We start from the raw sequence: 19239 nt of genomic DNA on the forward strand, positions 1-19239 counted from the left end.
CGGGTCGCGGCTCAGGCGGCGCCGCCGCCGCGGCGCGCCCGCATGGCGCGGCCGATTTCCGCCAGCGCGTCGTCGGACAGCAGCCGCGCCGCCATGGGCAGCAGTTCGTCCTCTTCGCGCCGGATGTGCGCCGCATAGGCCTGCGCGAACGCCTGCACCGTCTCGGGCGGCAGCGCCGCCGGGCGGCCGGCGCCGATCTCGCCCAGCGCGGCCCGCAACGGCGTCCAGCGCCGTTCCAGTTCGCGGTGCTCGGCCGCCAGCCCGTCCACCAGCCCGTGCAGACAGGTGGCGTCGGATCCGGCCATGGATTCGATCAGCGCCGGAAACAGATCGGTTTCTTCATCTTCGTGATGCAGCACGGCCGCCGTCTCGAAGTACCGCAGCACGCTCATGGCCGCGCTCTGCGCGGACGCATCGCTGCCATGCCGCGCCAGATGGGCGGCCAGCCGCTCCAGCGTGGCGCATTGGCGCGCGATGCGCTGGTGGCAGGCCGACAGCAGCGCCAGCGGCTCGTCGGGGCCGGGAGCAGGCCCCGGCCCGAAGGAAATGCCCACGACCATACCCTTGCCTCCTCGTTCGTCCGTCCGTTACCCCGCGTGGCCATGCCACCAGAGGCGCACGGTATCCCAGGCCCGGCCCACGAAGCCCGCCTCGGGCACCGGCTCCAGCGCCACCACCGGAAACTGCATGGCCGGTTTGCCGTCCACCAGGACCCGCAGCGAGCCCACCGGCGCCTGCGCGGCGATGGGCGCCACCAGCGGCTCCCGGGGCGTCCATACGCGCTCGACCTTGGCGCCCGCCGGCACGGTGACATAGGCGTCGCGCGCGACGCCCGCCTTGACGATGTCGGCCTCGCCCTTCCAGACCTGGGGCGTGGCCAGTTCCTGGCCCTTGGCGTAGAGCTTGATGGTATTGAACCCATGAAATCCCCATTCCAGCAACTGCCGGCTTTCCTGGGTGCGCGCCTTGTCCGAGTCCGTGCCCAGCACCACCGCGATCAGGCGCCGCGGATCCGCGCCGTTCGGCCGCTGCGCGCTGGCGATGATGCAGTACCCGGCCGCCTCGGTGTGGCCGGTTTTCAGCCCGTCCACGGAAGGGTCCAGCCACAGCAGGCGGTTGCGGTTGCGCTGGGTGATGTTGTTGTACGTGAACTCGCGCGCCGAATCGTAAGTGCGGTAGAGATCGGGATAGTCGCGGATCAGGCGCGTGGCCAGCGTGGCCAGGTCGCCGGCGGTGGAGTACGTCTGCGGGTCGGGCAGGCCGTGCGGGCTGGCGAAATGCGTGCCGTGCAGGCCCAGCCGCGCGGCAGTCTCGTTCATGCGCGCCACGAAGGCTTCCACGCTGCCCGACACCGCTTCGGCCAGCGCCACGGCCGCATCGTTGCCCGACTGGATCATCAGCCCGCGCAGCAGGTCGTCCACCGACACGCGCGAACCCGGCTCCAGGAACATCTTCGAGCTGCCGGGCGCCACCTTCCAGGCCCGCGCGGACACCGTGACCATCTGCCGGGGCGCGAGCGTCTTGTCGCGCAGGGCGCCGAACACCACGTAAGCGGTCATGATCTTGGTGAGCGAAGCTGGCTCGATGCGCGCGTCGGCGGCATGCGAGGCGATCACCTGTCCGCTGGTTTCGTCCAGGAGCAGCCAGGCCTTGGCCGTCATGGGGGGCTGCGGAACGGTCTGCGCGGCCGCGCCGCAGGCGCAGGCCGCCGCGACGATCAGGCTCGCCGCCAGCTTCTTCATCAACATATTCGTGTTTCCGTGCATGAGTGAAATCCACGCGCGCTTCGGCGCGGCCCGCCGCAAGCGGGGCGCCGGCGCACGCGCGCCGCACATTGGAACACGAAGCGCGCGCTTGGTTCACCGCCCGCCGCGCGGGCCCGGACCACGCGCAGAACGCGGGGCCTGGAATCCGGCCGTGCGCGCGCGCATGCCTGTTTTCAGGCCCCGCGCTGCGCGGAAAACAACAGACTTCGGCACGAAACCCCGTGAAAAGCCGCAAAAACAGGCGCTCTTCCGCTATCATCGGGCGCGTGGCGTTTATTGCCGATATCCGGCGCGCGCCGCCTCATGTCCTCAACATACGGATTTTGACCATGGCCACGAAAGCTAAAGCTCCTGCCAAGAAAGTCACCAAACCCGCCGCCAAGGCGCCCGCCAAGAAGGCCACCGCCGCCAAGCCCGCCGTGAAGCCGGCCGCCAAGAAGCCCGTCGCGGCCAAGAAGGTCGCCGCCGCTCCCAAGGCAATCAAGACCGCCCTGAACAAGACCCAGCTCGTCGCCTACCTGGTCGAGCAATCGGGCGTCGAGGCCAAGTCGGTCAAGGCCGTGCTGGCCAGCCTGGAAGCCTCGGTGCTGGGCTCCGTGGACAAGAAGGGCGCTGGCGAATTCACGCTGCCCGGCCTGTTCAAGGTTTCGGTGCAGAAGGTTCCCGCCAAGCCCAAGCGCTTCGGCAAGGATCCGTTCACCGGCGAAGAGCGCTGGTTCCCGGCCAAGCCGGCTTCGGTGAAGGTCAAGGTCCGCCCGCTCAAGAAGCTGAAAGACGCCGCGCAGTAATTCGCGCCGTTTTTCCGGTCAAGCCGGAAAGGCCCGCCTCGCAACGAGGCGGGCCTTTCTTTTTTTTTGCGCCCTTTCTTCGCCCTATTTGCCTGCGTGCCTGTCATGACGCTAGAATTTATCTTCATGTAAAGATACTTCATCTGAAGATATGCCCCACGCCGCCTCCGATGCCGTCGATGCGATCATCGCGCAATGGAACGCTCAGTGCCCCGGCCTGGACGTTTCCCCCATGCAGGTCCTCACGCGCCTGTTCCGCTTCAATGCCTTCGCCACGCGCAACGTCACGCGCGGCTTCCAGGAACTCGGCCTGCACCAGGGCGAGTTCGACGTCCTGGCCACGCTGTACCGCAGCGGCCCGCCCTACGCCCTGAATCCGCAGAAGCTGGTGGAAACGCTGCTGCTGACCTCCGGCGCCATGACCAACCGCCTGGACCGCCTTGAGAACGCGGGCCTGCTCACCCGCAGCCCCAATCCGGAAGACCGGCGCGGCACCATCGTGTCGCTCACCGACGCGGGCCTGCGCGCCATCCGACAGGCGCTCAAGCGCTACCTCAAGGATCTCGAAGCCCTGCTCGCCCCGCTCTCGGCCGCCGAGCGCAAGCAGCTCGCCGGCCTGCTGCGCAAGCTGCTGTTGCCGCAAGACCGCGAAACCCCGGGCGGCATCGGCAGTTGAGCCGCCCGATTCCCACGATTTGCCTGCATTCCCGGACATGACCTCCGCTTCCCCGACCGTCGACACGCCCACGCTTACCGCCCCCGTCATCCTGCTCATGGCCGCCGCCTGCGGCCTGAGCGTGGCCAGCAACTACTACGCCCAGCCGCTGCTGCACACCATCGGCCAGGAGTTCGGCCTGTCCACCGCGGCCGCGGGCGGCATCGTCACCACGGCGCAGCTCAGCTACGCGGCCGGCCTGATGCTGCTCGTGCCGCTGGGCGACATGGTCGAGCGCCGCGCGCTCATCGTGCTCATGACGCTGCTCTCGTCGGCCTCGCTGCTGCTCAGCGCCTTCGCGCCCAGCATCACGCTGCTGATGGCCGGCACGGCCGTCACCGGCATGCTGTCGGTGGTGGCGCAGGTGCTGGTGCCTTTCGCTGCCACGCTGGCCGCCCCGCACGAGCGCGGACGCGCCGTGGGCACGGCGATGAGCGGCTTGCTGCTCGGCATCCTGCTGGCGCGCACGGCCGCCGGCGCGCTCGCCGATCTCGGGAGCTGGCGCACGGTGTACTGGGTGGCCTCCGGCCTCATGCTGGCCATGTCCTGCGCGCTCTGGCGCGTGCTGCCGCGCTACCGCAGCCCCGCGGGCCTGAGCTATCCGCGCCTGCTGGGCTCCATCGCGCGCATCTTCGTCGAAGAACCGCACTTCCGCGCGCGCTCGATCCTGGGCGGCCTGCTGTTCGCGTCGTTCAGCATGCTGTGGACGCCCCTCACCTTCCTGCTCTCCGGGCCGCCCTATCAGTACAGCAACACCACGATCGGCCTGTTCGGGCTGGCCGGCGCCGCCGGCGCCTATGCCGCCAACCGCTTCGGCAAGCTGGCCGACCGGGGCCGGGGCAATTTCGCCACGCTGGCTGGCCTGGCACTGCTGCTGGCCGCCTGGGGCCTGCTGGCCTTCGGGCAGCATTCGGTGGCCGCGCTGCTGGCCGGCATCCTGGCGCTGGACCTGGCCATCCAGGGCGTGCACGTCACCAACACGAGCGTGGTCTACCGCCTGCGACCCGAGGCGCGCAGTCGCCTGACCGCCGGCTACATGACCAGCTACTTCGCGGGCGGCGCGTCGGGCTCGCTGCTTTCGGCCTGGCTGTACAGCCACTGGGGCTGGCCAGGCGTGGCCGGCGCCGGCGCGCTGCTGGCCGCGGTTTCGCTGGCCTACGGCGCCCTGTCCCCCCACGCGCGCATTCCCGAACCGGCGCCTTCGCCTATCCGGACCTAGCACCTCCTATAATCAGGGGTTTTGGCCGCCCCCGCGCGGGGTTGGTCGTCCCTTTTTTCGCCATCGCGCACGAGCCCATGCAGGAACGCTACCACCCCACCGCCGTCGAAGCGGCCGCCCAACAGGATTGGCAGGCCCGCGACGCCTATCTGGTCCAGGAACACGCCAAGAACCCCGACGGCTCCGAGAAGCCCAAGTTCTACGCCTGCTCCATGCTGCCCTATCCCAGCGGCAAGCTCCACATGGGCCATGTGCGCAACTACACCATCAACGACATGATGGCGCGCCAGCTCCGCATGCGCGGCTACAACGTGCTCATGCCCATGGGCTGGGACGCCTTCGGCATGCCCGCGGAAAACGCGGCCATCAAGTCCAAGGTGCCGCCGGCCAAATGGACGTACGACAACATCGCCTACATGAAGAAGCAAATGAAGGCGATGGGCCTGGCGATCGACTGGTCGCGCGAGATGTGCGCCTGCGATCCCAAGTACTACAAGTGGAACCAGTGGCTGTTCCTCAAGATGCTCGAAAAAGGCGTGGCCTACCGCAAGACCCAGGTCGTCAACTGGGATCCGGTCGACCAGACGGTGCTCGCCAACGAACAGGTCATCGACGGCCGCGGCTGGCGCTCGGGCGCGCCGGTAGAGAAGCGCGAGATCCCCGGCTACTACCTGCGCATCACCGATTACGCCGAAGAGCTGCTGGAAGCGGTGCAGAACGGCCTGCCGGGCTGGCCCGAGCGCGTGCGCCTCATGCAGGAAAACTGGATCGGCAAGTCCGAGGGCCTGCGCTTTGCTTTCCCGCACGCCATCGCCGGCGAAGACGGCAAGCTCATCCAGGACGGCCGCCTGTACGTCTTCACCACCCGCGCCGACACCATCATGGGCGTCACCTTCTGCGCCGTGGCGCCGGAGCACCCGCTGGCCGCCCACGCCGCGCGAAGCAACCCGCGGCTGGCCGAGTTCATCGAGCAGTGCAAGCTGGGCGGAACCACCGAGGCCGAGCTCGCCACGCGCGAAAAAGAAGGCATGCCCACCGGCCTGACCGTCACCCACCCCATCACGGGCGCGGAAGTGGACGTCTGGGTCGGCAACTACGTGCTCATGACCTACGGCGACGGCGCGGTCATGGGCGTGCCCGCCCACGACGAGCGCGACTTCGCCTTCGCCAAGAAATACGGCCTGCCCATCCGCCAGGTCGTGGCGGTCGAGGGCAAGACCTACTCCGACGAAGCCTGGCAGGAGTGGTACGGCGACAAGCAGGCCGGCCGCACCGTCAACTCCGGCAAGTACGACGGCCTCGCCCACAAGGAAGCGGTCGACGCCATCGCCGCCGACCTGGGCGCGCGGGGGCTGGGCGAAAAGCAGACCACCTGGCGCCTGCGCGACTGGGGCATCTCGCGCCAGCGCTACTGGGGCACGCCCATTCCCATCATCCACTGCCCCGACTGCGGCCCGGTGCCCGTGCCCGAGCAGGACCTGCCCGTGGTGCTGCCCGAAGACCTCATTCCCGACGGCAGCGGCAACCCGCTGACCAAGAACGAGGCCTTCCTCTCGTGCTCCTGCCCGAAGTGCGGCAAGCCCGCGCGCCGCGAAACCGACACCATGGACACCTTCGTGGACTCGTCCTGGTACTTCATGCGCTACACCTCGCCGGGCAACGACGGCGCCATGGTGGACGCCCGCAACGACTACTGGATGCCCATGGACCAGTACATCGGCGGCATCGAGCATGCGGTCCTGCACCTGCTGTATGCGCGCTTCTGGACCAAGGTCATGCGCGACATGAAGCTGCTCGATTTCGACGAGCCCTTCACCAAGCTGCTGTGCCAGGGCATGGTGCTCAACCACATCTATTCCCGCAAGAACGCGCAGGGCGGCATCGAGTACTTCTGGCCCGACGAGGTCGAGAACGTCTATGACGCGCGCGGCGCCATCGTGGGCGCCAAGCTCAAGTCCGACGGCTCCGAGGTCAGCTACGGCGGCGTGGGCACCATGTCCAAGTCCAAGAACAACGGCGTGGATCCGCAATCGCTCATCGACACGCTGGGCGCCGACACCGCCCGCCTCTTCGTCATGTTCGCCAGCCCGCCCGAGCAGACCCTCGAATGGTCGGATTCCGGCGTCGAAGGCTCCAACCGCTACCTGCGCCGCCTCTGGTCCGCCTGCTACCAGCATCGCGAGGCCGTGGCGCGCGGCATGGCGCACGGCGCCGGCTGGGCCGACGCGCCGGCGCCGGTCAAGGACCTGCGCCGCGAGGTCTACGGGCTGCTCAAACAGGCCGACTACGACTACCAGCGCATCCAGTACAACACCGTGGTGTCGGCCTGCATGAAAATGCTGAACGCCATCGAAGACGCCAGGCTGCCCGAAGGCGCGCACGCCGACGCGGCCTATGCCGAAACGCTGGGCATCCTGCTGCGCGTGCTGTACCCCGTGGTGCCGCACATCACCTGGCACCTCTGGAAAGACCTCGGCTACGCGCAGCACCTGGGCGACCTGCTGGACGCGCCCTGGCCGCACGTGGACGAAGCGGCGCTGGTCGCCGACGAGATCGAGCTCGTGCTCCAGGTCAACGGCAAGCTGCGCGGCTCCATCCGCGTGGCGGCCAAGGCGCCCAAGGAAGACATCGAGCGCATCGCCGCCGCCCAGGAAGAGGTCGCCCGCTTCCTGGAAGGCCGTCCGCCCAAGCGCGTCATCGTGGTGCCGGGCAAACTGGTCAACGTCGTAGGCTGATGAGGTCAAGCATGCACTTCGCCGGGCAAGAATCGCACTCCCCCCGCCAATCCTGGCTAATGCGCGGCGCCTGCCTGGCGCTGTTCATGCTGCTCACCGCGTGCGGCTTCGCCATGCGCGGCGTCACGCCGCTGCCCTTCGACACCCTGTACGTGGGGCTGCCCGACACCACGCAATTCGGCGCCGACGTGCGCCGCGCCATCCGGGCGGCCTCGCCCGACACCAGGCTGGTTTCCACGCCCAAGGAGGCGCAGGCCATCCTGCAGCAGGTCAACGACGTGCGCACGCTGCGCGAGGTGTCCCTCAACGCCCAGGGCCGCGTCGAGGAATACGAGCTGGGCATCAACTACACGTTCCGCCTCATCGACGCCAAGGGACGCGCGCTGATCCCCGACACCACCCTGTCGATCTACCGCGAAATGCCCTACGACGACCAGGTGGTGCAGGCCAAGCAGGGGCAGATCGAAACCCTGTACAAGGCCATGCAGCGCGACCTGGTGTCGCGCCTGCTGCGCCGCCTGACCGCGCCGGAGGTGCACAAGGCCATGGAAACCGTCGAAGACCGCACCGAGAACGGCGAGGCGCCGGTCTACGACCCCAACGAAGTCCAGCAGCCCCAGCGCCGCACGCCCACGCCCTGGAACACGCCGTCCACCATGGACCCGGCGCAACTGCGCTGATCATGGCCCAGACCCTGGACGCGGAGCGCCTGGCCGAACACCTGCAGCGCGCGGGCGGACGGCTCGCGCCGCTGTACACCGTGTCGGGCGACGAACCGCTCCTGGTCACCGAGGCAGTGGACGCGCTGCGCGCCGCCGCGCGCGCGGCGGGCTACACCGAGCGCGTGTCGCTGGTAATGGACGCGCGCTCCGACTGGAGCGCGGTCACCGCCGCTACGCAGAGCGTCTCGCTCTTCGGCGACCGGCGCATCCTCGAGATCAAGATTCCCACCGGCAAGCCCGGCAAGGCGGGCGCCGACACGCTCGCGCGGCTGGCCGAGCAGGCCGAAAAGCAGCCGGACGCCGACACGCTGGCGCTGGTTTCCCTGCCGCGGCTGGACAAGGCCACCCGCGAAAGCCGCTGGGTGCAGGCCCTGGCCCGCGGGGGCATGATGGTCGATGTCCCCACCATCGAGCGCGGCCGGCTGCCGGCCTGGGTGGGCGCCCGGCTGGCGCGCCAGAACCAGCGCACCGATAACGCCACGCTGCAGTGGATCGCCGACAAGGTCGAAGGCAACCTGCTGGCCGCGCACCAGGAAATCCAGAAACTCGGCCTGCTGTACCCCGAGGGGCAGCTTGCCGCCGAAGACGTGGAGCGGGCCGTGCTGAACGTGGCCCGCTACGACGTCTTCGGCCTGCGCGACGCGATGCTGGCGGGCGATACGGCCCGCACCATCCGCATGATCGACGGCCTGCGCGCCGAAGGCGAGGCCCTGCCGCTGGTGCTGTGGGCGGTGGGCGAGGAAATCCGCCTGCTCGCCCGGGTGGCCGAAGCGCGTGCGCTGGGCCAGGACGCGGGGGGCCTCATGCGCCGCCTGCGCATTTTCGGCGCCCACGAACGCCTGGCCATGCAGGCGCTGTCGCGCGTGCATCCCAACGTCTGGCCCGCGGCCGTGCAGCACGCGCACGAAGTCGACCGCCTCATCAAGGGGCTCTCCGTGCCCGGCAGGCTTGCCGACCCCTGGGAAGAAATGACGCGGCTCGCCCTGCGGGTCGCCGCCGCCGGCGGGCGGCCGTGAAGCCCTGCGCCGCCCGGCCGCCGCAGGCTCCATCCCGCGGCCGGATACACTATTCCTTACTCCGGCGGCCGCGCGCCGTCACCTTTTTCTGAACGACGCTGTCATGTCCTCGTCTTCCATCGAACAAGCCATGCTCGCCCTGGGCGAGAACGCCCGCCGGGCCTCCCGCGCCATGATGCGCGCCAACAGCGCGGCCAAGAACCAGGCCCTGCTCGCCATGGCCGACGCCCTGGCGGCCAGCCACGACGACCTCAAGGCCGCCAACGAAAAAGACCTGGCCGCCGCCCGCGCCAACGGCCTCGAACCCGCGCTGCTGGACCGCCTGGCCCTCACCGACAAGACGCTGGCGCAAATGGCCGAGGGCCTGCGCCAGATCGCGGCCCTGCCCGACCCGGTGGGCAGCATCACCGCCACCACCGTGCGCCCCAACGGCATGCGCGTGGCGCAGATGCGCGTGCCGCTGGGCGTGATCGGCATCATCTACGAGTCGCGCCCCAACGTCACCATCGACGCCGCGGCCCTGTGCCTGAAATCCGGCAATGCCGCCATCCTGCGCGGCGGCAGCGAGGCGCTGCACTCCAACATCGCCCTGGGCCGCATCGTGCAGACCGGACTGGCCGCGGCCGGGCTTCCGCAGGACGCCGTGCAGGTCGTCGCCACCACCGACCGCGCCGCCGTCGGCAAGCTCATCACCATGACCGAGCACATCGACGTTATCGTGCCGCGCGGCGGCAAGGGCCTCATCGCACGCCTCTCGCAGGAGGCACGCGTGCCGCTCATCAAGCACCTGGACGGCAATTGCCACGTCTACATCGACGCGGCGGCCGACCCCGACAAGGCCCATGCCATCGCCTTCAATGCCAAGACCTACCGCTACGGCATCTGCGGCGCCATGGAAACCCTGCTGGTGCATGCGGTGGCCTCGGTGTCCATCCTGCCCAGCCTGGCCGCCGCCTTCGCCGAGCACGGCGTCGAGCTGCGCGGCTGCCCGCGCACCCTGGCCCTGCTGCCGCATGCCAAACCCGCCACCGACGAAGACTGGGCCACGGAATATCTCGGCCCCGTGCTGGCCGTGCGCATCGTCGATTCGCTGGACGAAGCCATCGAGCACATCGCGCGCTGGGGCTCGGGCCACACCGACGCCATCGTCACCGAAGACCTCTCTTCGGCACAGCGCTTCCAGCGCGAAGTCGATTCCAGCTCGGTCTACGTGAACCTGCCCACCTGCTTCGCCGACGGCTTCGAGTACGGGCTGGGTGCGGAAATCGGCATCTCCACCAACCGCCTGCACGCGCGCGGCCCCGTCGGCCTGGAAGGGCTCACCACGCTCAAGTGGGTGCTGACCGGCGAAGGCCAGACGCGCGGCTAAGCGCGTGGCGCGCCCCGGCTGACACATGCCTGAACATGCGGGCCGCGGCGCGTGTGCGTCGACGCTTCACTACAATAAGTGCGGGCATGCGCCCGCCGCGAGCCCGCGAATTTCCATCTTTGCCCGGCACTGCCGCACCCAACCGAGATTCCCATGCACACTCCCGCCATGTCCATGGCTTTCAGCCTTTTCGTGCTTTGCTTCATTACCTGCGCGATCAGCGGCATCGTCCTGTTCTTCTTCAAGGCGCGGCAGATCAACGAGACGCTCAAGCACCCTTACCTGCAGCACCGGCCGTTCGGCGGCTATCCGCTGTCCATCCAGGCGGCGATCATGCTGGATTACTTCTTCCGCATCCTGTTTCCACGCAGCCGCTTCTGGCTCATCGGCAATGCCAACACCCTGCTGGCCCACGTCGATCCCAAGAAGGTTCCGCTCTCGCTCAAATGGCCCGTGGTCGGATTCTGGGGCGGCTGCTGGCTCGGCATCGTCGCCATGATCGTCCTCTGGGCGCTGATTTTCCTGGGAGCCTGATGCCATGCAGATCCGCATCGAAGACTATGCCGGCAGCCTGGACGCCGCGCGCTACCTGCTGGCCGCGCGCGATGCCGGCGCCGCCGGCTCCCGCATTCCGGCCGAATGCCGTCCGCAGACCCTGGGCCAGGCGTTTGCCGTGCAACAGCGCACGGCCGAGCTGCTGCTGGGCCGCGGCGACGCGATCGGCGCCTGGAAAAGCTCCCTGCCCTCGCCGGAAAAAACCGTGGTCGCGCCCATCTACGCCTCCACGATCTGGCGCGCCGAAGCCGGCCCGGTGCCGGCGCACACGGCCGCGCCCCGCATCGAGCCCGAAATCGCCTTCGAACTGCGGCAGGATCTGCCGCCGCGTCCCCAGCCCTACACCGAGGCCGAGGTGGACGCCGCCCTCGGCGGCGCCCGGCTCGCGCTGGAAGTGCTGGGCTGCCGCTACGCCGCGCCTGAGCACGCCAGCCTGCCCGAGCTGCTGGCCGACCACATGTTCAACCACGGGCTCATCCTGGGCCCGCGCATCGCCTCCCCGGACGCCGCGCCCGGCAGCATGAGCATCACCCTGCGCATCGACGGCCAGGAAACCGAGCAGCACGCGGGCATACACCCCAACGCGCACCCCCGCGCCGGCCTGTACTGGCTCGCCAACTTCCTGCGCGAACAGGGACTGGGCCTGCGCGCCGGCCAGCACGTCATCACCGGCTCGTACGCCGGCTTCCTGGAGGTGCCCGTCAACCGCGCCATCGAACTGGTCTACGGCGACCTCGGCGCCCTGTCGCTGCGCATGGCGGCCTGAGCGCGGGCCGGATGCGGGCCGCGCTCAGGCCCGCGGCTCGGCGATGGACACCGGCGGCCCGGCCGCCTCGATGGCCTCGCCCGCCGCAAGGCAGAGATCTTCGCGGTAGCGCCCCGCCAGGATCTGCACGCCGACCGGACTGGCTCCTTTCGGCCCCATGGCCTGCCCCGTGGCCACCGACAGCCCCGGCAGCCCCATGAACGGCACGCCGATCTGCGGCATCTGTGCGCGCCATACGCGCGCGTAGGCGGCCTCGCCCTGCAGGTCCAGGTCGTCCTCGAACGGCAACTCGGCGGACACGGGCAGCAGCAGCACGGCATACTCCGCGAAAAACAGCTCCCAGAGGCGGGTCAGCGTGGCGCGGCGCGTCAGCAGCGCCGTATACGCGGCCAGGTCCATGCCCGCCGCCAGCCCGCGCTGGCCCTCCAGCGCCGCCAGCGCGCCCGGGTCGCCCTCCTTGCGCGCCGCCTCCAGCATGGCCTCGTAGCCGTCGGCCAGCCACATGCGGACCTGCAGCTCGGAAGCCTCGCGCAGGGGCGGAATATTCTCCACCGTGTCCACCGTCCACCCCGCCTCGCTCAGCTTGCGCGCGGCGTCCTGCAGGGCCTTCACCACCGCCGGCTCGGGTTCCAGCCCGTCCGGATTCAGGCTCAGCGCCGCGCGGCGCGGCGCCGCGGACCCCGTTAGCGGCGCCGGCACCCACCACGGATCGCGCGGATCGGGCGCCGCCATGGCCGCCAGCGCCAGGCGCAGGTCGGCGATGCTGCGCGCCAGCGGACCGGACACGGCGGTAATCTGGCCGCCCAGTGAGCGTTCCGGCAGCGAGGCGTTATACGCCGCCACCCGCCCCAGCGTCGGGCGCAGCCCGTGCACCCCGCAGGCATAGGCCGGATAACGGATGGAGCCCGCGATGTCGGTGCCGTGTGCGAGATGGCCGATGCCGCTCGCCACTGCCGCCGCCGCGCCTCCCGAGGAGCCGCCCGGCGTCAGCGCCCGGTTGCGCGGGTTGCGGGTATGGCCGTGCAACCGGTTTCCGGTAAACCAGCGCAAGGAGAAAGCGGGCGTATTCGTGCGCCCCAGCACCACCGCGCCGGCGCGAAGCAGGTTGTCCACCACCGGACTGTTCACCGCCGCGATCGTATGCGCCTGCAGGCGTACGCCGTTGGTCGTGGCATGCCCGGCCTGGTCCACGTTGACCTTCACCGTGACCGGCACGCCCGCGAGCGGCCCGGGATCCCGGCCGTCCGCCAGCGCCGCGTCCACCTGGCGGGCACGCTCCAGCACCTCCTCGGGGCGGCAGTCCACCACCGCGTTTATCAGGGGATTGACCGCATCCAGCCGCTCCAGCGCGCTGCGCGCGGCCTGCGCCGCGGATACTTCGCGCTTGCGGATGAGCGTCGCAAGCTCCGTTGCGGACAAACGCCAAAGATCGGACACGCGAGACTCCTCATTGTGTGGCCGGGCCGGTCCCGGCGCCCGGGTCAACCTTAGCGCCGGCGCCAGCCGGCCACAAGCCGCGCGCCCTTATTCGCCCTCGGCCTCGAACACGTCCACGATGGCGTCCGCCACCGCCCGCACCCGCGCGGTGCGATGCAGGTCGCCGTGCATGACCAGCCACAGCTCATAGCTTTCGGTGCGCTGCGGCCACAAACGCACCAGGCCCGGATAGCGCCGCGCCATGTGCGTGGGCACCTCGCCTATGCCCAGGCCCGCCGCCACGGCCTCGATCAGCATCAGGCCGGAATTCGCCTCCAGCGCGATGTGCCCGTTGCCGGTGGGCTCGCCGCAGAACGTGTCCGACCACCCCGGCAGCACGGACTGCTGATACGCCACCAGCCTGTGCCCCGCGAAAGCCGTGCCCGGCCGGGGCTCGCCGTGCGCCTCCACATAGGCGCGCGAGGCATACAAGCCAACCTCCCTGCGCGCGAGGTGGCGGTAGATGAGGTCCGGGCTGTCGGGCCGGACATTGCGGATGGCCAGGTCGGCCTCGCGCCGGGTCAGATTGCTGAGCTGGATCGCCGCGGTCAGGGAAATGCGGATGTCCGGATGCTGCGCATGCAACCGGCGCACGGCCTCCATGACATAGAAGGCGGACACGGTTTCGGAGGCTGCCACCCGCACGGTGCCGGACAGGCGGTGGTCCAGCCCCTGCATCTGGCGCTGGAGCTGGTCGGCCGCCTGCTCCATGCGATGCGCCGCGGCATAGGCCAGCTCGCCCGCGGCGGTGGGCACGTATCCCGACGGCGTGCGCAGAAACAGGCGCGCATCCAGCGACCTCTCCAGCGCCGCCAGTCTGCGCCCCGCCGTGGCCTGGTCGATCTGCAGCAGCGCCGCCGCGCCGCGCAGCGTGCCCGCCCGGTAGATGGCCAGAAAAATGCGCGCGTTGTCCCAATCCATGTTCCGTCCTCCGCCGGATGAGCCACGCAAACCCGGCGACACCGTCCAGTGATGCAAATATGCATTCCAATGCTGCATTCATTCTACTTTTTTGCATCTATCAAAGCCCGTAACCTGACGCTCCCCCGCTTTCACCGCCTATGCCCGCGTCATGAATACCGCCTGCCGATCCGCGGCTCTGCCCGCCAAGCCCGCCGCCACCCTGCTGCCCCTGGTCACCCTGGCCATCGGCTTTGTCATGGCCATGCTGGACGTCACCATCGTCAACGTCGCCCTGCCGGAGATCTCCCGCAGCCTGGACGCGCCCCTCGCCCGGCTGGTGTGGATCGTGGACGGCTACACTCTCGCCTTCGCCGCCTTGCTGCTGCTGGCCGGCGCCTGCGCCGACCGCTGGGGCGCCAAGCCGGTCTACCTGGCCGGCCTGGCCGTCTTCGTCGTGGCGTCGGCCCTGTGCGGCGCCGCGCCCGACGCATCCACGCTGATCGCCGCCCGCCTGCTGCAAGGACTGGGCGCCGCCCTGTTCATGCCCAGCTCCCTCAGCCTGCTCACGCACGCCTACCAGGAAGACGGGCTGCGCAACCGCATGCTGGCGGCCTGGTCCGCCATCGTCGCGGTGGCCGGCGCGGCCGGGCCGCTGGCGGGCGGCCTGCTCATCGACCGGTTCGGCTGGCGCGGCGTCTTCCTGGTCAACATCCCGCTGGGTCTGGCCGGACTCTGGCTCGCGCAGCGGCACATCCTGCCCGCGCCGCGCCGGCCCAGGTCGCTCAATCCGCTCAGCCACCTGCTCGGCATCGCCATGCTGGGCGCGCTGTGCTTCGTGCTCATCCAAGGCAACGTCTACGGCTGGACGTCGGCCCCGATCGCCTTCGCCGCCGCGGCGGGGCTGGGCGCCGGCATCCTGCTCGCGCGCCGCGAACGCCGGCACGCATCGCCCATCCTGCCGCGCGCGCTCTTCGCCACGCCACGCTTCGCCGCCGCCAACGGCGTCGGCCTGCTCATCAACCTGGGCGCCTATGGACAGTTGTTCCTGCTCAGCCTGCTGCTGCAGCAGGCGCGGCATCTCGATGCCCTGCAGACCGGCCTGCAGCTGGTGCCCATGCTGGCCGTGTTCTCGCTCGGCAGCCTGTTGTCGGGCCGTCTGTCGGCGCGCTGGACGCTGACGGCCGTCATGCTGGGCGGTCTGTCCGCCGCCACGCTCGCCGCCCTGGCCGGGGCAGCGGCCATCACGCCCAACATGCCCTATCCGCTCCTGGCGGCCCTGGCCGCCCTCAGCAACCTGGGCGTCAGCCTGGCCGTCCCCGCCATGACCGCCACCGTCATGCAGATCGCCGGCGCCGTCCATTCCAACGGCGCGGCAGCCGCCTTGAACGCCAACCGGCAATGCGGCGCACTCATCGGCGTGGCCCTCATGGGCACCATTCTCCACGCGCTGCCCCGCTGGCAGGAAGCCCTGCCCGTCGCCTATGCCGTCATCACCCTGAGCTTCGCCCTCGCCCTTGCGCTGGTCTGGCGCTACCTGCGCAACGGGTCGGCGGCCCAGGTCCGGACTGGAGCGGCCGTACGCTGACTTGCGCTGGCTTGCGCTGGCTTGCGCTGGCTTGCGCTGGCTTGCCGCGCCTGCGTGCGGAGCCGCCCGCCCCGATTGCCGGCCGCGCCGGCTTCTTCCGTCCCGTCTTCCAGGCCGCGCCCGCATGGCAGCGACCGGCGGTTTGCTTCACAATGCGCTTTCGCCCCGCATAGAGGAGACCTTGCATGTCCCACATCACCGCAACTCCCTCCGTCCGCCGCGTGGCCGTCGTAGGGGCCGGAACCATAGGCGCCAGTTGGGCCGCCCTGTTCCTCGCCCGCGGCCTGGAAGTGGTGGTCAGCGACCCGGCCCCCGATGCCGAAACGCAGACCCGCGCGCGCGTGGCCGAGGCCTGGCCAGTGCTCGAAAAGCTCGGGCGCATCGTGCGGGGCGCCAGCCCCGATGCCCTCCGTTTCGAGCCCGACCTGGATGCCGCGCTCGCCGGCGTCGACTTCGTCCAGGAAAACGCGCCCGAACGCGAAGATTTCAAAACCGCCCTCTTCGCCCGCATGGACGCCGCACTGCCCGCGCACGCCATCGTCGCCTCCAGCTCGTCAGGCCTCATCATGAGCCGCCTGCAATCGCAATGCAGCCACCCCGAACGCTACGTCATCGGCCATCCCTTCAATCCGCCCCACCTCATTCCCCTCGTCGAGGTCGTGGGCGGGAACCAGACCAGCCCCGACGCCATCGAGCGCGCCATCGCCTTCTACCGCAGCCTGGGCAAGCACCCCATCCGTCTTAACAAGGAAGTGCCGGGCCACATTGCCAACCGCCTGCAGGCCGCGCTCTGGCGCGAGGCCATCCACCTCGCCGCCGAAAACGTCGCCAGCGTGGCTGACATCGACGCCGCGGTGTCGCAAGGCCCGGGCCTGCGCTGGGCGCTCTTCGGTCCGCACATGACCTTCAACCTCGGCGGCGGCGCCGGCGGGCTCTCGCATTTCATGGATCATCTGCTGGGACCGGTCCAGACCTGGTGGGCCGACCTCGGCGCCCCGGAGGTCACACCGGAACTGCGCCGGCAGCTGATCGACGGCGTCAACGCCGAAGCCGGCGGCCGCAGCCTGGCCGAGCTCGCCGCGCAACGCGATTCCCAGCTCACGGCCCTGCTCAAGGCCCTCGAGCGCTGACCGTCAGCCGGACCTCGGACAGCCTCGCAGCGCTCCCCCGGCGGCATGCAGCTCGTTGCTTGCCGCTTGCCGCTGGCTATTGGCTGTTTGCTGCGAGCAGATCATTGTCATCCGCAATCGGCCAACCGAGCACGGCAATCCTGCGCCGAATTCGGTTAGCCGCACCCGCTTTGCCGTACCCGCTTTGCCGCACCCGATTTGCCGGATGCGATGAACCGGGTGCGGCTTGCCGGACGCGACTTGCCGAATTCGTCTGCCGCGTTCCGTTTGCCGCAGGCCGCCCTCGCCCCGGACTGCTATTCTGTTCTCCCGGCGCCGGCTCGCTGCCCCCCGTCGGCCGCCGTCCGCCTCCATGATGCCCGCAACCCAGGAACCTCCTTCATGATTTCAGTCGTACACGACCCCCAACACACCCGCTATACCGCCACCGTCGACGGCGTCGTCTGCGTGCTCGATTACCAACTGCGCGGCAATACCATGGCCATTGTGCATACGGGCGTGCCCAGCGCGGTCGGCGGCCGCGGCATCGCGGCCGAACTTACCCGCGTTGCCCTCGAAGACGCCCGCACCCGCGGCCTGAAGGTGCAACCTGTCTGCTCCTATGCCGCCGTCTACATGCAGCGCCACCCCGAGTACCAGGATCTGCTGGCCTGAAGACCCGCCCCGTTTGCGGCAGCGCTTTCCTCCCGCGGAGAGCTCATGTCGTCCAGGGCGGACGGGCGCGACGCCATGAAACCCTGACCTTCTTCTTTCGTTTTCGGCAACACCGTGGCCAAATCCCCGCACCCTCACGATCCGCCCTGTCCCTGCGGCGCGCCGCTGCGCTACAGCCTGTGCTGCGGGCGGTGGCACGACGGCCCCCAGGCCCTGCTTGCGCCCACCGCCGAAGCGCTCATGCGCTCCCGCTACAGCGCCTTCGTGCTGGACAAGCTCGACTACCTGCTCGCCACCTGGCATCCCGACACCCGCCCCTGCACGCTCGAACCCAATCCTCCCGGCCTCAAGTGGCTGGGCCTCGGCGTCAAGCAGGCACGGCAGCAGGACGACGACCACGCCACCGTGGAATTCGTCGCCCGCTTCCGGCAGGATGGCCGCGCCAGCCGCCTGCACGAACACAGCCGCTTCGTCCGTACCGAAGGCCGCTGGTATTACGTGGACGGCGACATGCTCGACTGAGCGTAGCCAATGGATCTCCAGTGCATGGCCGACAGGGATGGGCGTCGGGCGTTCGCTCGGAACCCAGGCTGTGGGCTTTGAATTTGAGCCTTGAGCCTTGAACCTTGAGCCTTGAGCCTTGAGCTTTGGGGTTTGGGGTTTGGGGTTTGGGGTTTGGGGTTTGAGCTTCAGGCTTCGAGCGCTGGATGTTGGGCGCCCGGCGTTCGGCTTCTACTCTTGAACGCAGAGGCGGTCAGGGTTTGGAGATCCGGGTGCGGCGGCTTGTGAGGTACGGCTTTCGAACTTCGGCTTACGACTTACGGCTTCCCCCTCCTGGCTTGCCCCGCGTGCGAGAGCCGGCTACCGTATCCGCCAGCAGGCGGCGCGCTCCGCACCGCACCAGCTCTCTTTCTTCCCATCAGCCTGAAACGTCCGCATGAAACACGATATCGAATTCGCCGAAGCGCTTTTCCACGCGCCCTCCATCCGATCCTTGCGCGCCGACCTGGCGCTTGCGCTGCGCGCAGCCGCTCACCATGGCCTGGGCGAAGGCGTCTGCAATCACTTCAGCCTGGCATTGCCCGACGAGCCCGACCTATTCCTGCTCAATCCGCGCGGCCTCATGTGGCATGAAGTCCAGGCCGACGACATCGTGCTCATCGACGCCCAGGGCAACAAACTGGCAGGACGGCACCCCGTCGAGCCCACTGCCATGTTCATCCATGCCGCCATTCACCGCATCGCGGGCAAGACCTGTGTGCTGCACACCCATATGCCGTACGCAACCGCTCTCACGCTCACCGCCGACCGCGGGCTGGACACCACGCTGTCGCAGAACGCCATGCGCTTCCATGGCCGCATTGCCCTCGACCATGACTACAACGGCCTGGCACTGGACCATGGCGAAGGCGAACGCATCGCCCGCGCCATGCAAGGCGCAGACATCGCCTTCCTCGGCAATCACGGCGTCGTGGTCTGCGGCGACCGCATCGACTATGCCTACGACGATCTCTTCTTCCTCGAACGCGCCTGCCAGGCCCAGGTCCTGGCCCAGTCCACCGGACGCCCGCTGGCCCCGGTCGCGCCCGGCATCGCAGCCAAAGTCGCCGCCCAGATCCAGAGCGAGCGCCTGCAATCGGAACTGTTTTTCAAGGCATTGAAACGCCAACTGCCGGAATTGCACTGAAACCCGGATGGCCGTCCCTTCCGCGCTTTCGCCGGCGCTGACGCTCGCGTTCGGGGCTCGGGGCTCGGGGCTCGGGGTTCAAGGTTTGCGGTTTGCGGAACGCGGCGTAGGCGCCGGTGCCGGCCGGATTTCGTACTGGCGCGGGCCCTGGGG

At 69.3% G+C, this 19239-nt stretch carries 18 protein-coding genes; 14 read left to right on the forward strand and 4 right to left on the reverse strand.

Translation table 11 applies throughout. The features are described from left to right. Positions 1 to 11: 11 nt before the first annotated feature. Together NGJ44_RS16360 and NGJ44_RS16365 are read right to left on the reverse strand one after the other, a co-directional pair. Positions 12 to 560, reverse strand: a complete 549-nt coding sequence (locus NGJ44_RS16360; RefSeq protein WP_251864602.1) for a hemerythrin domain-containing protein — start codon at positions 558 to 560, stop codon at positions 12 to 14. Between the two features lie 27 nt (positions 561 to 587). After that, complete coding sequence (locus NGJ44_RS16365) at positions 588 to 1748, reverse strand: D-alanyl-D-alanine carboxypeptidase family protein (protein WP_251864603.1); 1161 nt, start codon at positions 1746 to 1748, stop codon at positions 588 to 590. Between the two features lie 347 nt (positions 1749 to 2095). Here NGJ44_RS16365 and NGJ44_RS16370 point away from each other — a divergent pair, with 347 nt between their 5' ends. The 9 genes from NGJ44_RS16370 to NGJ44_RS16410 all read left to right on the forward strand — a co-directional run bounded on the left by NGJ44_RS16370 (position 2096) and on the right by NGJ44_RS16410 (position 11651). Continuing rightward, on the forward strand, positions 2096 to 2554 hold the full coding sequence (locus NGJ44_RS16370) for an HU family DNA-binding protein (RefSeq protein ID WP_053245199.1): 459 nt from the start codon (positions 2096 to 2098) through the stop codon (positions 2552 to 2554). A gap of 151 nt (positions 2555 to 2705) precedes the next feature. Further along, a complete protein-coding gene (locus NGJ44_RS16375; protein ID WP_251864604.1) occupies positions 2706 to 3230 on the forward strand; it encodes a MarR family winged helix-turn-helix transcriptional regulator in 525 nt (174 codons plus the stop codon). A 37-nt stretch (positions 3231 to 3267) separates the two neighbouring features. Further along, positions 3268 to 4488: an MFS transporter gene (locus NGJ44_RS16380; RefSeq protein WP_053245197.1), complete on the forward strand. Its 1221-nt coding sequence runs from the start codon at positions 3268 to 3270 to the stop codon at positions 4486 to 4488. A gap of 77 nt (positions 4489 to 4565) precedes the next feature. Next, positions 4566 to 7223 (forward strand): leucine--tRNA ligase, encoded by a 2658-nt coding sequence (gene leuS / locus NGJ44_RS16385; protein WP_251864613.1) that lies wholly within the window; start codon positions 4566 to 4568, stop codon positions 7221 to 7223. Positions 7224 to 7234: 11 nt separating this feature from the next. Further along, on the forward strand, positions 7235 to 7903 hold the full coding sequence (locus NGJ44_RS16390; protein ID WP_053245196.1) for an LPS-assembly lipoprotein LptE: 669 nt from the start codon (positions 7235 to 7237) through the stop codon (positions 7901 to 7903). Positions 7904 to 7905: 2 nt separating this feature from the next. Continuing rightward, positions 7906 to 8961, forward strand: coding sequence for a DNA polymerase III subunit delta (holA, locus tag NGJ44_RS16395; RefSeq protein WP_053245195.1), 1056 nt, complete (start codon positions 7906 to 7908; stop codon positions 8959 to 8961). Between the two features lie 103 nt (positions 8962 to 9064). After that, entirely contained in the window at positions 9065 to 10330 is a 1266-nt protein-coding gene (locus NGJ44_RS16400) for a glutamate-5-semialdehyde dehydrogenase (RefSeq protein ID WP_053245194.1), read from the forward strand. Positions 10331 to 10483: 153 nt separating this feature from the next. Continuing rightward, positions 10484 to 10864, forward strand: a complete 381-nt coding sequence (locus tag NGJ44_RS16405) for a hypothetical protein (RefSeq protein WP_251864605.1) — start codon at positions 10484 to 10486, stop codon at positions 10862 to 10864. Between the two features lie 4 nt (positions 10865 to 10868). Beyond that, on the forward strand, positions 10869 to 11651 hold the full coding sequence (locus NGJ44_RS16410) for a 2-keto-4-pentenoate hydratase (RefSeq protein WP_053245193.1): 783 nt from the start codon (positions 10869 to 10871) through the stop codon (positions 11649 to 11651). Between the two features lie 24 nt (positions 11652 to 11675). On the opposite strand, the gene NGJ44_RS16415 is transcribed toward NGJ44_RS16410, so the two are convergent. Together NGJ44_RS16415 and NGJ44_RS16420 are read right to left on the reverse strand one after the other, a co-directional pair. Next, complete coding sequence (locus NGJ44_RS16415) at positions 11676 to 13088, reverse strand: amidase family protein (protein ID WP_251864606.1); 1413 nt, start codon at positions 13086 to 13088, stop codon at positions 11676 to 11678. Positions 13089 to 13175: 87 nt separating this feature from the next. Next, on the reverse strand, positions 13176 to 14048 hold the full coding sequence (locus NGJ44_RS16420) for a LysR family transcriptional regulator (protein WP_251864607.1): 873 nt from the start codon (positions 14046 to 14048) through the stop codon (positions 13176 to 13178). A 151-nt stretch (positions 14049 to 14199) separates the two neighbouring features. Here NGJ44_RS16420 and NGJ44_RS16425 point away from each other — a divergent pair, with 151 nt between their 5' ends. The 5 genes from NGJ44_RS16425 to NGJ44_RS16445 all read left to right on the forward strand — a co-directional run bounded on the left by NGJ44_RS16425 (position 14200) and on the right by NGJ44_RS16445 (position 19086). Continuing rightward, positions 14200 to 15615, forward strand: coding sequence for an MFS transporter (locus NGJ44_RS16425; protein WP_251864608.1), 1416 nt, complete (start codon positions 14200 to 14202; stop codon positions 15613 to 15615). 185 nt (positions 15616 to 15800) lie between these two features. Continuing rightward, entirely contained in the window at positions 15801 to 16745 is a 945-nt protein-coding gene (locus NGJ44_RS16430; protein ID WP_053245189.1) for a 3-hydroxyacyl-CoA dehydrogenase NAD-binding domain-containing protein, read from the forward strand. 381 nt (positions 16746 to 17126) lie between these two features. Then, a complete protein-coding gene (locus tag NGJ44_RS16435) occupies positions 17127 to 17399 on the forward strand; it encodes a GNAT family N-acetyltransferase (RefSeq protein WP_251864609.1) in 273 nt (90 codons plus the stop codon). Between the two features lie 114 nt (positions 17400 to 17513). Beyond that, on the forward strand, positions 17514 to 17921 hold the full coding sequence (locus NGJ44_RS16440; protein ID WP_053245190.1) for a YchJ family protein: 408 nt from the start codon (positions 17514 to 17516) through the stop codon (positions 17919 to 17921). A 415-nt stretch (positions 17922 to 18336) separates the two neighbouring features. Beyond that, complete coding sequence (locus NGJ44_RS16445; RefSeq protein WP_053245191.1) at positions 18337 to 19086, forward strand: aldolase; 750 nt, start codon at positions 18337 to 18339, stop codon at positions 19084 to 19086. The last annotated feature ends 153 nt before the right edge of the window (positions 19087 to 19239 follow it).

It is taken from the genome of Achromobacter sp. Marseille-Q4962, from assembly GCF_943737005.1.
Classification (GTDB): Bacteria; Pseudomonadota; Gammaproteobacteria; order Burkholderiales; family Burkholderiaceae_B; genus Achromobacter.

Bases quoted from the DNA above. Each gene is read 5' to 3' on its own strand.
- NGJ44_RS16360 (WP_251864602.1), bottom strand. From the start codon at position 560: ATGGTCGTGGGCATTTCCTTCGGGCCGGGGCCTGCTCCCGGCCCCGAC.
- NGJ44_RS16365 (WP_251864603.1), bottom strand. From the start codon at position 1,748: ATGTTGATGAAGAAGCTGGCGGCGAGCCTGATCGTCGCGGCGGCCTGC.
- NGJ44_RS16370 (WP_053245199.1), top strand. From the start codon at position 2,096: ATGGCCACGAAAGCTAAAGCTCCTGCCAAGAAAGTCACCAAACCCGCC.
- NGJ44_RS16375 (WP_251864604.1), top strand. From the start codon at position 2,706: ATGCCCCACGCCGCCTCCGATGCCGTCGATGCGATCATCGCGCAATGG.
- NGJ44_RS16380 (WP_053245197.1), top strand. From the start codon at position 3,268: ATGACCTCCGCTTCCCCGACCGTCGACACGCCCACGCTTACCGCCCCC.
- leuS (WP_251864613.1), top strand. From the start codon at position 4,566: ATGCAGGAACGCTACCACCCCACCGCCGTCGAAGCGGCCGCCCAACAG.
- NGJ44_RS16390 (WP_053245196.1), top strand. From the start codon at position 7,235: ATGCACTTCGCCGGGCAAGAATCGCACTCCCCCCGCCAATCCTGGCTA.
- holA (WP_053245195.1), top strand. From the start codon at position 7,906: ATGGCCCAGACCCTGGACGCGGAGCGCCTGGCCGAACACCTGCAGCGC.
- NGJ44_RS16400 (WP_053245194.1), top strand. From the start codon at position 9,065: ATGTCCTCGTCTTCCATCGAACAAGCCATGCTCGCCCTGGGCGAGAAC.
- NGJ44_RS16405 (WP_251864605.1), top strand. From the start codon at position 10,484: ATGCACACTCCCGCCATGTCCATGGCTTTCAGCCTTTTCGTGCTTTGC.
- NGJ44_RS16410 (WP_053245193.1), top strand. From the start codon at position 10,869: ATGCAGATCCGCATCGAAGACTATGCCGGCAGCCTGGACGCCGCGCGC.
- NGJ44_RS16420 (WP_251864607.1), bottom strand. From the start codon at position 14,048: ATGGATTGGGACAACGCGCGCATTTTTCTGGCCATCTACCGGGCGGGC.
- NGJ44_RS16425 (WP_251864608.1), top strand. From the start codon at position 14,200: ATGAATACCGCCTGCCGATCCGCGGCTCTGCCCGCCAAGCCCGCCGCC.
- NGJ44_RS16430 (WP_053245189.1), top strand. From the start codon at position 15,801: ATGTCCCACATCACCGCAACTCCCTCCGTCCGCCGCGTGGCCGTCGTA.
- NGJ44_RS16435 (WP_251864609.1), top strand. From the start codon at position 17,127: ATGATTTCAGTCGTACACGACCCCCAACACACCCGCTATACCGCCACC.
- NGJ44_RS16445 (WP_053245191.1), top strand. From the start codon at position 18,337: ATGAAACACGATATCGAATTCGCCGAAGCGCTTTTCCACGCGCCCTCC.